The sequence below is a fragment of the Isoptericola sp. NPDC019571 genome (assembly GCF_044389385.1).
Lineage (GTDB): Bacteria > Actinomycetota > Actinomycetes > Actinomycetales > Cellulomonadaceae > Isoptericola > Isoptericola nanjingensis.
The window spans coordinates 1-11,663 of record NZ_JBIRXZ010000004.1; the positions used below are offsets into that span (position 1 = coordinate 1).

Below are 11,663 nucleotides of genomic sequence, written 5' to 3' on the forward strand. Positions count from 1 at the left end.
ACCTCTCCCCCCCCCCGCCTTTTTCCGCCCCCCGGGGGGGGCCCCCCCCCGGCGCGGGGGGGGGGGGGGGGGGGGCCCCCCCCCCCCCCCCCACCACGGCGGTCGCGCTCGCGCTCGCCCTGTCCGCCTGTGCCCCGGGCCCCAGCGCGTACCGGCCGGCCGCAACGCCGGACGCACCCCCGCAGGCGGCCGACACGACGGCGGCGGTGCCCGAGGCCCCGCCCACCCCGGCCGTCGCCCTCGCGCCCGTCCGGCCGGCGCGCGACGTCCCCCCGCCGGCCCCGCCGGCGCCGACCCGTGTCGAGGTTCCCGCGCTGGGCATCGACGTCCGCGTCCGCGCCGTCGGCGTGGACGACCGGGGCCGGATGGACCTACCGGGCTCCGCCGACGTCGCCGGCTGGTACCGGTTCGGGGCGGCGCCCGCCAGCGACGGTGGCGCGACGGTCGTCGCCGCGCACGTCGACGACGCCGAGAAGGTGGGCCCCTTCGCCCGCCTCGCGGCCGCCGAACCCGGTGCCACCGCCCGCGTACGCACGGCGGACGGCAGCACCTACACCTACACAGTGGAACGGACCGAGGCCACGGCGAAGACCACGCTCGTCCCGGACGACGTCTTCGACCGGGGGGGTCCACCCCGCCTCGTCCTGGTGACGTGCGGCGGCGCGTGGGACGCCCGCGCCCGGTCGTACACGGAGAACGTCGTGGTGACCGCGGTCCTCCGGGGATGAGGGCGCCTCGCAGCGCTCCCCGACCCGGTGGCCCGCCCACCCCGGCGGCCGTACGATCGGCCGTGCCCCACCGCGGTCGACCGTCTGCCGCGGCCGCTGACCCACTTCGAGGACACGCCCTGAAGCGCGACGACGCCGAGCTCGACGACGCGGGTCTCGACGACGCGGGTCTCGACGTGCAGCGCCTGGGGCGACGGTTCGCCGACGGCGACGAGGCCGCGCTCGCGGAGGCCTTCCGGCAGTGGTCGGCGCTGGTGCACACGATCGCGCTCCGGTCGCTGGGCTCGCGCGCCGACGCGGAGGACGTCACGCAGCAGGTCTTCGTCTCGGCGTGGCGCGGACGGCACCGCTACGACCCCGAGCGGTCCAGGCTCCCGGCGTGGCTGGTCGGGATCACCCGGCACGCCGTCGCGGACGCCCACGAGGCCCGTGCCCGGGCGCGGCGGTCCCAGGACGCCGTCCGCCAGGCCGCGCCGGGCGGACCGCCCGCCGAGTCACCGGTCGACGAGGTGGCCGACAGGATCGTCCTCGACGACGAGCTCCGGATGCTCGGCGACCCCGCCGGGACCATCCTGCGCCTCGCGTTCTTCCGGGGCCTGACCCACGTCCAGATCGCCCAGGAGCTCGACCTGCCGCTCGGTACCGTCAAGAGTCACGTCCGACGAAGCCTGATCCGGCTGCGCGACCGATTGGAGGTGGACGGTGCCGCACATCGATGACGAGACGCTCGCGCTCTGCGCGCTCGGCGAGGACGTGCTCGACCCGGCGCAGCGCGACCACCTCGCCGGCTGCCCTGCCTGCGCCGCGACGGTGCGGGACCTGGAGCGGGTGTCCGCCCGCATGCGCGCTCCGGGCACCGCGCCCGAGCTGGTCCCCCCGGGCCCGGAGGTCTGGGCGCGCGTCCACGCGGAGCTGGGGCTCGGGGACGTGCCCGCGAGCCAGCCCCCGGACCAGGCCCCCGCCCCGGTGACCGACCAGCTCGCGACCCGGCGGGCGCGACGCTCCTGGGTGCCCGCTCTCGTCGCGGCGTGCACGGCCCTGGTCCTCGGGCTCGTCGGCGGCGTCCTGTGGGAACGGCGCACCCTCGAGCCGGCGGAGACGACGGTCGCCAGCGCGACGCTCGACCCGCTGCCCGACTGGGCGGGGTCCTCGGGCGAGGCGGTGCTGCGCACCACGGCGGACGGGCGCCGCGAGATCGTCGTCTCGGTCGACGCCCCCGCGCCCGAGGGGACGTACCGGGAGGTGTGGCTGCTCACGCCCGACGTCAGCGGTCTGGTGAGCCTCGGTGTGCTCGAGAGCGGCGAAGGACGGTTCGACGTCCCGGAGGGGCTCGACCTCGCCGCATACTCCGTGGTGGACGTCTCGGAGGAGCCCCTCGACGGCGACCCCGCGCACTCCAGCGACTCGGTGGTCCGCGGCTCGCTCGCGACCTGAACCTGACGGCGCCCCCGGCCCCTACCGAGACGCCGGCACCACGACGGTATGGACGCAGCGCCACCCGGAGCCCTGCCGCACGAACGTGTCCACCGACCACTCCTCGTCCCGGAACGGCGCCCCGCGCCACGCGCCTGCGGAGACACCGCGGGCCAGCGTGACCGCGACGCCGTCGTGCACGCGCACCGACACCAGCTCCGCCGACATCCGGGTGTGCACCAGCTCCCCGATGCCACGAGGCCGAGGAAGCCGGCACGGTCCTGCACCGCGCCGTCCGTCCCGACGAGGGTCCAGCCCGGGTCGAGGAACCGGTCGATCGCCGGCGCGCCGTTGGCCACGATCGCGGCATCCCAGTCGCGCAGCAGCGCCGCGAACGCCGCCGACGCGCCGGGCTCGTCATCGCCGCCCATCCTGCCCTCCCCCGTCGCACCGTCGATCCGATCGTCTCCCCGGGGCGACGGGCTCACGAGCGGGCCGGGGACGAGCCAGATCCCGTCGTAGGCGCGCACGTCGAACGGCGCGTCGGTGGGCACCCGCTCGGCCTCGATGCCGAGCTCGTCCGCGAGGCGCGGCACGAGGGCGTCGAGCTCCCGGTGGCTGGGGTGGTCGCGGTGGTCGCCGAGCAGCGTGAGGGTCATGGCACGAGCCGCTGGGTGATCACCGACTCCTCGGGCCCGTGCTGCACGCGCGCGAGCGCACCGTTCACCAGGGCGAGGTACGGCGGCACGTGCCCGCACTCGACGTCCGCGAGCAGCGGGATCCCCAGGTCGCCCAGCGCGTCCCGGACGGCGTCGCGCTGGGTGAAGCCGTCCGAGTCCGGCGCGTGCGTGCGGCTCACCAGCACCGCGCGCGCCGCGTCGAACCAGCCCGCGTGCCGCATCGCCCACAGGGCCCGGCCGACCTCGAGCGCCTCCCACTCGAGGATGTCCAGGTACACGACCAGGCCCTCCGGCGCGTGCTCCGCCGCGAACCGGGCCACGTCGCCGTACGGCGTGCCCGCGAGCAGCGAGACGGTCTCCAGGCAGCCGCCGATCAGCCGCCCCTGGACGTCGACCGGCGCGCCCGGGTCCTCGCCGTCGAGCCGCAGCCAGGAGCCGGCGGCGTCGAGCGTCCACGTCGACACCTCCGGCTCGTTCTCGTAGTCGTCCCAGCCCGACGAGCGGAACCGGCGCGGCGAGCGCTGCGCCAGCGCCCCGCCGTCCTGCGCCGACGCGGCGACGTCCCACCAGCCGACGATGCCCTCCGGCACGTCGTAGGGGGTGTCCATGAGGTTCTGACCGTGCAGCGTCGCGACGCCGGTGCGCAGCGTCAGCGGCAGCATGAGGGTCGAGACGTCCGAGAACCCGACCAGCCACGTCGGGTCCGCGCCGAGGGCGTCCCAGTCGAGGCGTCCCAGCAGGTCCGTCGCCAGCTCCCCGCCCCACGGCGGCACGACGGCGCGCACCGCCGGGTCCGTGAGCATCGCGGTGACCTCGGCCGCGCGCACCTCCGCCGGCGCGCTGACGATCCCCTCGCCCGTGGGCGTCTCGCCGAGGCGCACGTCGTAGCCCTTCGCGCGCACGACGTCGGCGGCGTGCAGCAGCCGCTCCTGGAGGGCGGGGACGACGCCGGCCGACGGCGCGGTGACGCCGATCGTGTCGCCGGGACGGAGGGGGCGCGGGTAGCGGATCGTCATGGCCGGACTCTGCCCGAGCCGGGTGACGCCGGGCAACGGGATTCCGCTGTTGGCAGTCGCTCGCGGCACGCGCCGCTAGAGCATCCCGCGCTCGCGGGCGACGGCGGCGGCCTCGGTGCGCGACTGGGTGCCCAGCTTGGTGTTGATGTGCGCCAGGTGGGACTTCACGGTCGCGACGGAGACGAAGAGCTCGCGCGCGATGGCGTCGTTGGAGCGGCCGGCCGTGACGAGGCGCAGCACCTCGAGCTCGCGGGCACTGAGCGCCTCGCCCGGCGACCGCATGCGGCCGAGGAGCCGTCGCTGCACGTCGGCCCCGAGGGTGACCTCGCCCGCCGCGGCGGAGCGGATGGCGCGGGCCAGCTCCTCCGTGGGCGCGTCCTTGAGCAGGTAGCCGGTGGCCCCCGCCTCCACGGCGGCGAGGATGTCGGCGTCCGTGCCGTAGGTGGTGACGACGAGCACCGGCGTCGCGTGCCGGTGCACCACGGTGCCGGTCGCCTCGGCGCCGCCGAGCCGGGTCCCGCCCGGGCCGGCGTCGCCGAACCGCAGGTCGAGCAGGACGACGTCGGCCCGCCCGCCGTCGTCGAGCCAGGCGAGGAGGTCCTCGGCGGTGCCGGTCTCGTGCACGACGCGCATGTCCGGCTGCCCGTCCACCACGGCCCGCAGCCCGGCGCGCACCACGGGGTGGTCGTCCGCGAGCACGACGTCGATCATGGCACCTCCACCGGCAGCGTGACCGCCAGGGCGGTGCCCGCGCCCGGCGACGTCTCGAGCGCGACGGTGCCACCCAGCTCCTGCGCCCGCGACCGGACGGACGGCAGCCCGAAGCCGCGCCCGGTGGCCCCCGCGGCACGCGCGACGGCCTCCGGGTCGAAGCCGCGACCGTCGTCCACGACGTCGAGGGTGACGGTGTCCCGCTCGTAGGTGAGCGTGAGCCGGGCACGACCTGCACCCGAGTGCTGCGCCACGTTGGCGAGCGCGGACTGGGCGACGCGCAGCAGCGCCGTCTCGACGGGCACGGGCAGGGGCCGGACGTCGCCGGCGGTGCGCACGGACACGTCCAGCGGCTGCCGCGCGGCCACACGACGCAGCGCGGCGACGAGGGTGGTGCGGTCGAGGTCGGGCGGCGTGAGGTCCTGCACGACGCGGCGCGCCTCGGCGAGGCTGTCGCGGACGGCGCCGCGGGCCTGGCCGACGAGGTCTCGGGCCCTCGCGTCGTCGGTGCCGACGGCGTCGTCTGCGGCCCGCAGGAGCAGCTCGATCGCGGACAGCGACTGGGCGAGGGTGTCGTGGATGTCGCGCGCCAGGCGGGCCCGCTCCTCGGTGACGGCCCGCTCCCGCTCGGCCTGGGCGAGGTGCTGGCGCACCTGGGTCAGCTCGTCCACGGTCCGCTGCCGCGTCTGCGACTCGCGCACGAACGCCTCGATGCCCAGCACGACGCCCACCGCCACGGCGGCACCCAGCACGGGGCCGAGCACGAACCCGGTCCACGGGTCGTCGGCGTCGGCCTGCACCAGGAGGCCCTCGGCGACGGCGAGCGCCGTCGTGACACCCACGGCGAGGACGCCGCGGTGCGGCCCGAGCACGTGCATCTGCAGGATCATCAGCGGGAAGGCGAACCAGAGGGCGGCGGGCGAGAGCCACAGCAGCACCACCCACGGGACCACGAGGGCGGCGATCCACGCGGAGTCCGGCCACCAGGCGCCGCGCGGGGTGTCGACGGCCCGGTCGTGCACCCGCACCGCCCGGCGTCCGGTGACGTACACGGCGACGAGCACCGCGGCCACGACGACGGACGGCCACGTCCGCCCGGGCGGGGCCTGCACGACGGCGACCACGGCGAGCGCCGCGAGCAGGACGTCGAGCCCCAGGATCAGGGCGCGCGTCGCCGACGGCTGGGGGCGGTGGATCACCCGATCCACGGTAGCCGCGCGGCGCGCCGGCGCATCGTCCGAAAGGTGGAGCGCGGGGGCCACCCTTCGACGCCGCAGGATCACCCCGGGTCCCGATGATCGCGGGCGGCGTGCCACAGAGGCTGGAGTCAACCCCGTCCCCTCGACCTCGGAGGTCCTCCCGTGTTCGTCGCCCTGCGCGACCTGCGCCACGCTCGTGGCCGCTTCGTCCTCATGTCCGTGGTGATCGTGCTGATCACCCTCCTGGTCACGTTCCTCGCGTCCCTGACGGCGGGCCTGGCCCGCGAGTCGACGTCGGCGGTCACCGACCTGCCCGCCGACCACCTCGCGTTCTCGATGCCCACCGCCGGCGACTCCCCCGAGTTCACGGCGTCCCGCGTGACGAGCGACCAGTGGGAGGGCTGGGCCGACGTGCCCGGCGTGGAGTCGGCCGAGCCGCTGGGCCTCGCGACGACGCGCGCCGGCTCGGACAGCACGACGGCGTCCGTCACCGCGCTGGGCGTGACGGACGGCTCGGGCCTCGTACCGGGCGGGGTCGACGTCGACCCCGGCACGGTGGTGCTCACGCCCGGAGCGGCGGACGCGCTCGGCGCGAGCACCGGCGACACGGTCACGCTCGGCGGCGCCGAGCTCACGGTCGCCGCGACGGTCGACGCCGACGAGTCGTTCTCGCACACGCCGGTCGTGTGGACCACGCTCGACGACTGGCAGGCGGTCGGCGCGCGCGGCGCGACCGGCGACGACGACGTCGCGACCGTCGTCGCACTCACCACGGCCGACGACGGAGTCGCCGACGCCGACCTGGCCGGCGCGGACGCCACGCTCGGCACGACGACGGTCACGACGTCGGACGCACGCTCGGCGGTGGCGTCGTTCGCCGGCGAGAACACGTCGCTCTCGACGATGCAGGCTTTCCTGCTGGTCATCTCCGCGCTGGTGGTGGGCGCGTTCTTCACCGTCTGGACGATCGGCCGCTCGGGCGACGTCGCGGTGCTCAAGGCGCTCGGGGCCTCGACACGCTACCTGCTGCGCGACGCGCTCGGGCAGGCGGCGGTGCTGCTGGTCGGCGGCGTGGCGGTGGGCACCGGCCTCACGGTCGCGGGGGCGTCGCTGCTGCCGGACGTCGTCCCGGTGGTCGTGACGGCCGCGACGACGCTGGTGCCGGCCGCCGCCCTGGTGCTGCTCGGCCTGGCGGGCGCCGCCGTCTCGATCGCCCGCATCACCCGCATCGACCCGCACGCCGCGCTCGCGGCGCGCTGACATCGCTCGCACAGACGGCACACAGGAGGATCCCGATGGACCTGCACCTCGACCGCATCACCCTCGTCTACCCCGACGGCGACGGCACGCTCACCGCCGTGGACGACGTCGACCTCGCCGTCCCGGCCGGCACGACGACAGCCCTGCTCGGCCCGTCCGGGGCGGGCAAGTCCAGCCTGCTGGCCGTGGCCGCCGGGCTGACGAACCCCACCCGCGGCGCGGTCCGCATCGGCGACGACGTCGTCTTCACGCCCACCACGAGCGTCGCCGACGCGACCCGGGCGCGCCTGGACCGCATCGGCATGGTGTTCCAGTCGCCGCAGCTGCTGGGCTCGCTCACCGCGCTGGAGCAACTGGAGCTGCTCGCGCACCTGCGGGGCCGCCGCCCGTCGAGCGTGCGGGCGCGGGCCCTGGAGCTGCTCGACGCCGTCGGCGTGGCCGACCACGCGGGCAAGCGGCCCGCTCAGCTGTCCGGCGGTCAGCGGCAGCGCGTCGCGATCGCGCGCGCCCTCGTCGGCCGACCCGAGGTGCTGCTGGTCGACGAGCCGACGTCAGCGCTCGACCACGAGCGCGGCACCCGGGTGGTGGAGCTCATCACCGGCCTCGCCCGTGAGACCGGTGCGGCGACGCTGCTGGTGTCGCACGACGCGTCGACCCTCGCCACCGTCGACACCACGGTCCGGATGCTCGACGCCCGCCTCGAACGCGTCGCCGAGCCCGCCTAGCAGCTCGGGCAGGGCTCCGGCGCACGCCGCGCGCGCCGGGCGAGGCGTCCGGCGTCGACGGCCTGGGCGATCCGCTCGCCCCAGGTCGCGCGCCGGAGCCGGACGCGGAACGTGCTGGCGGCGGCGACGTCGGACGTGACCGCGCCGACCTTCTCCGGCGCGCACCGGCCGTACTTCGCCAGGTAGGCGTCGTCGAGCAACCCGTGCAGCTCCGGGGCCACCTCGGCGAGCACCACGGGCTGCCGGGTGCCGTCGACCTGGAGGTGAGCACGACCGGCGGTGCCCAGGGCAGCGCCCGGCGCGGCACGCACGTACAGGTCGTGACCCAGCTGCACCACCCAGCCGCGCCACGGCCGGCCGGGTTCGCGCGCGAGGACCACCTGCACGGCGGTCGCGGCCTCCAGGGCCTCGAGGACGTCGAGCTCGTGGAGGAAGGCGGCGGCGCGCGTCAGGAGGGTCACGACGGGTCGAACAGTGACCTGGGCCACGCGTATTCCGCCCGCGCGCAGGTCAGTCGGTCACCAATCGATCGGGTCCCGCGAGATCGGGCAGGTCATGCAGTGCCCGCCGCCGCGCCCACGGCCCAGCTCGGCCCCGACGATGGTGATCACCTCGACGCCCGCACGGCGCAGCGCCGCGTTGGTCAGGGTGTTGCGGTCGTAGGTGAAGACGACGCCGGGCTCGAGGGCGACGGCGTTGTTCCCGGAGTCCCACTGCTGGCGCTCGGAGGCGTACACGTCGCCCGCCGTCTCCACGACGCGCAGCTTCGGCAGCCCGAGCGACCGGGCGACGACGTCGACGAACGGGGTGTCGCCCTCGTCGGTGACCTCCACGCCGGGTTCCGCGTCCGACGGCCGGAGCGTGAAGGCGTGGATGCCGTCGACGATCGTCGGGTGGACGGTGACGAGGTCGCGGTCGGCGAACGTGAACACGGTGTCCAGGTGCATCGCCGCGCGCAGCCGCGGCATCCCCGCGACGACGACCTGCTCGACGTCGCCGCCCTCGAACAGCGCCTTGGCGAACTGGGTGATGCCCTGCCGCGACGTCCGCTCGCTCATGCCCACGAGCACCGTGCCGTTGCCGACGGGCATGACGTCGCCGCCCTCGATCGTGGCCTGCGCCCACTCCTGCTCCGGGTCGCCCCACCACACCCGCGAGCCGACGTAGTCCGGGTGGAAGGAGTAGATCGCCTTCATCAGCAGCGTCTCGTCCTTGCGCGCCGGCCAGTACAGCGGGTTGAGCGTGAGGCCGCCGTAGATCCAGCAGGTCGTGTCGCGCGTGTACAGGGTGTTGGGCAGCGGCGGCAGCAGGTACTCGGGGGTGCCGGTCGACTCGCGGGCCAGGTTCACGTAGTCGCTGCGGAAGTCCTCGGGCAGGTCGTGGGTCGACAGCCCGCCGACGAGGAACCGCGACAGCTCGCGGTCGGTCAGCGAGTCCAGGTACGCCCGGGTGCCCTCGACGAGCCCCAGGCCCACCTGGTTCGGCACCACCTTGCGGTCCAGCAGCCAGGACCGCGCCTGGGGGATCGCCATCGTCTGCGCCAGCAGGTCGTGCAGCTCGACCACCTCGACGCCCCGGTTGGTGAGCTTGTTGACGAAGTCCAGGTGGTCACGCTGCGCGGACTCCACCCACATGACGTCGTCGAACAGCAGGTCGTCGGAGTTCGTGGGGGTGAGCCGCTCGTGGGCGAGCCCGGGCGAGCAGACCAGCACCTTGCGCAGCCGGCCGACCTCCGAGTGGACGCCGTGGGCCGGGGCGGCGGGCTGCGCGGACGGTGCGGTGGTCATGGGGAGAACCTTTCGGTCGGACGGACGGTGAGGTCGGGGACGGTCAGATCGAGATCCAGCCGGCGGCGAGGCCGATCACCGCGAGGACGGCGATCGCGACCACGACGACGAACAGCACCAGCTCGGCGGGGGCGAACACCTTGCGCCCCTGCTCGCGCCGCGTCATGACGAACAGGATCGTCGCGGGCGCGTAGAAGAGGAACGAGACCAGCACGAGGCTCAGGCCCGCGGCGAAGACGAGGAAGGCCGTGTAGACCGTCGCCAGGACCGTGACCACCAGGTCCCCGCGCAGGGTCGACGGCGGCGCGCCGTCGTAGGTCTCGCGCGTGGCGCGCAGCTTCACCGCGTAGAGCGCGGCGAGCAGGAACGGGATGAGCGTCATGACCGCGGTCATGTCGAGCGCGAAGTCGAACGCGTCCTCGGAGAAGTACGTGAGGATCAGCACGACCTGCGACAGCGACGTGCTCAGCAGCAGCGCGTTGACGGGCACGTCGCGGTCGGTCGACCGGGTGAGGAAGCGCGGCATGTCGCGGTCCTTGGCGGCGACGAACAGCACCTCCGCCGCCATGAGCGTCCACGCCAGGTACGCCCCGAGCACGGAGATGATGAGGCCGACGCCGACGAAGACGCTGCCCCACTCGCCGACCGCCGCCTCGAGCACCCCCGCCATCGACGGCTGCCGCAGCTCCGCGATCTCGGCCATCGGCATGATGCCGTACGACACGATCGTCACCGACGCGAAGATGGCGAACACGCTCACGAAGCCGAGGATCGTGGCCCGGCCGACGTCCTCGCGCCGGCGTGCGTGCCGGGAGTAGACGCTCGCCCCCTCGACGCCGAGGAACACGAAGACCGTCACCAGCATGGTGCCGCGCACCTGGTCGAACAGGGAGCCCGCGTAGTCGGCGCCGCCCCAGTTCTCCGCGAACGCGCTGGGGTCGAAGACGAACAGCGCCAGCAGGACGAAGACGATGATGGGGATGACCTTGGCGACGGTGACGATCCGGTTGATCGCCGTCGCCTCCTTGATGCCGCGCCGCACCAGCAGGAAGAACAGCCACAGGCCGACGGTGGACAGCGCGAGCGCGAGCACCGTGTCCCCGGCGCCGAGGGCGGGGATCCACTGGCCCAGCGTCGACATGATGAGCACCCAGTAGGTGACGTTCCCGACGCACGCGCTGGCCCAGTAGCCGGCGGCCGCGAAGAAGCCCGTGTACTCGCCGAAGCCCGCCTTCGCGTACGCGTAGACGCCGGCGTCGAGGTCGGGCTTGCGCATCGCGAGCCGCTGGAACACGAACGCGAGCATCAGCATGCCCGCGCCCGCGACGACCCACGCGATGAGGGCGCCCATGACGCCCGTCTCCTGCGCGAACCGGCGCGGCAGCGAGAACACCCCGGCCCCCACCATCGACCCGACGACCATCGCGGTGAGGGTCAGGAGCGACACCTTCGTGGTCGCACTGCCCGTCGACGTCGCGGTGTCCTGAGGCGCCATGACTCGTGTCCTCCTGAGGTCGGGCCCACCGGGTGCTGCGGCCGATCGTTCCACCGTCGCGCCTGGTCCGCGCGTCGGCCGGGCGCGCGGCGCCACGGCTCGCTCAGCCGTGCGCGAGCACCTCGAGGCCCACGACCACGACCCCGAGCACCACCTCGGCGAGCAGGAGGAGCCACTTCTGCCACGTGGGGATCGCCGCGCGCCGCACGGCCACGTACCCGACGAGGCCGAGGCTCGCGACGAGCGCGTAGGTCGAGGCGGTGAGCGCGCCCGCCGTCGTCCACGCCCCGCTCGCGGCCGCCCCCAGGAACACGAGGGGCAGCACGACGACGCCGCCGGCACTCGAGACCACGCCCACCATGTGGCGGCTCTCGGCGCGCGTCGGGAGGTGGTTGTGCACGACGACGTGCGACACGAGGTCGGCGAGGAAGACGGCGAGGAGCGTGCCGCCGACGGTGATGACCAGCGTGGTCGCGGCCCGACCGGGCACGAGGCCCTCGACGTGGCCCCGGAGCGCCAGCACCACGGCCAGCGCCGCGAACGTGACGTACACGCGCTCCTTGAGCCGGTCGGCGCGCTGGTCCGGCGTGAGCTGGTCGCGACGACGCCGGCGGCGCTCGCGGCTGTCGGACCTTCGGCTCATGCGTGC

13 protein-coding genes are annotated in these 11,663 nt (G+C 75.0%); 5 read left to right on the top strand and 8 right to left on the bottom strand.

All coding sequences use genetic code 11. The features are described 5' to 3' along the window. Positions 1-206: 206 nt before the first annotated feature. The 3 genes from ACH443_RS08170 (at position 207) to ACH443_RS08180 (ending at position 2,162) form a co-directional block, all read left to right on the top strand. Positions 207-728, top strand: coding sequence for a class F sortase (locus tag ACH443_RS08170; RefSeq protein WP_430555523.1), 522 nt, complete (start codon positions 207-209; stop codon positions 726-728). Positions 729-790: 62 nt separating this feature from the next. Beyond that, positions 791-1,447 carry an RNA polymerase sigma factor gene (locus ACH443_RS08175; RefSeq protein ID WP_430590004.1) on the top strand — a complete coding sequence of 219 codons (657 nt, stop codon included), beginning with the start codon at positions 791-793 and terminating at the stop codon, positions 1,445-1,447. Beyond that, complete coding sequence (locus ACH443_RS08180; RefSeq protein ID WP_430590005.1) at positions 1,431-2,162, top strand: anti-sigma factor domain-containing protein; 732 nt, start codon at positions 1,431-1,433, stop codon at positions 2,160-2,162. The genes ACH443_RS08175 and ACH443_RS08180 overlap by 17 nt, the downstream gene beginning before the upstream one ends. Positions 2,163-2,183: 21 nt before the next feature. Here ACH443_RS08180 and ACH443_RS08185 read toward each other — a convergent pair whose 3' ends face one another. From ACH443_RS08185 to ACH443_RS08200, 4 genes are all read right to left on the bottom strand, one after another. Continuing rightward, a complete protein-coding gene (locus tag ACH443_RS08185) occupies positions 2,184-2,381 on the bottom strand; it encodes a hypothetical protein (protein ID WP_430590006.1) in 198 nt (65 codons plus the stop codon). A gap of 415 nt (positions 2,382-2,796) precedes the next feature. After that, a complete protein-coding gene (locus tag ACH443_RS08190; protein ID WP_430590007.1) occupies positions 2,797-3,837 on the bottom strand; it encodes a S66 peptidase family protein in 1,041 nt (346 codons plus the stop codon). Between the two features lie 75 nt (positions 3,838-3,912). Then, positions 3,913-4,548: a LuxR C-terminal-related transcriptional regulator gene (locus tag ACH443_RS08195; protein ID WP_429762955.1), complete on the bottom strand. Its 636-nt coding sequence runs from the start codon at positions 4,546-4,548 to the stop codon at positions 3,913-3,915. Further along, positions 4,545-5,747: a sensor histidine kinase gene (locus tag ACH443_RS08200; protein ID WP_430590008.1), complete on the bottom strand. Its 1,203-nt coding sequence runs from the start codon at positions 5,745-5,747 to the stop codon at positions 4,545-4,547. Before ACH443_RS08200 ends, ACH443_RS08195 begins: the two co-directional genes overlap by 4 nt. 162 nt (positions 5,748-5,909) lie before the next feature. Between ACH443_RS08200 and ACH443_RS08205 the strand changes: the two genes are divergently transcribed. Together ACH443_RS08205 and ACH443_RS08210 are read left to right on the top strand one after the other, a co-directional pair. After that, positions 5,910-7,007 carry an ABC transporter permease gene (locus ACH443_RS08205; protein WP_430590009.1) on the top strand — a complete coding sequence of 366 codons (1,098 nt, stop codon included), beginning with the start codon at positions 5,910-5,912 and terminating at the stop codon, positions 7,005-7,007. 35 nt (positions 7,008-7,042) lie between these two features. Then, a complete protein-coding gene (locus tag ACH443_RS08210) occupies positions 7,043-7,732 on the top strand; it encodes an ABC transporter ATP-binding protein (protein ID WP_430590010.1) in 690 nt (229 codons plus the stop codon). On the opposite strand, the gene ACH443_RS08215 is transcribed toward ACH443_RS08210, so the two are convergent. The 4 genes from ACH443_RS08215 to ACH443_RS08230 form a co-directional block, all read right to left on the bottom strand. After that, complete coding sequence (locus ACH443_RS08215; protein WP_430555529.1) at positions 7,729-8,193, bottom strand: DUF2255 family protein; 465 nt, start codon at positions 8,191-8,193, stop codon at positions 7,729-7,731. The genes ACH443_RS08210 and ACH443_RS08215 overlap by 4 nt on opposite strands. Before the next feature lie 57 nt (positions 8,194-8,250). Next, on the bottom strand, positions 8,251-9,519 hold the full coding sequence (locus tag ACH443_RS08220) for an arginine deiminase (protein WP_430590011.1): 1,269 nt from the start codon (positions 9,517-9,519) through the stop codon (positions 8,251-8,253). Positions 9,520-9,562: 43 nt separating this feature from the next. After that, complete coding sequence (locus tag ACH443_RS08225; RefSeq protein ID WP_430590012.1) at positions 9,563-11,014, bottom strand: basic amino acid/polyamine antiporter; 1,452 nt, start codon at positions 11,012-11,014, stop codon at positions 9,563-9,565. Positions 11,015-11,117: 103 nt separating this feature from the next. Continuing rightward, positions 11,118-11,657: a hypothetical protein gene (locus ACH443_RS08230; protein ID WP_430590013.1), complete on the bottom strand. Its 540-nt coding sequence runs from the start codon at positions 11,655-11,657 to the stop codon at positions 11,118-11,120. Between the last annotated feature and the right edge of the window lie 6 nt (positions 11,658-11,663).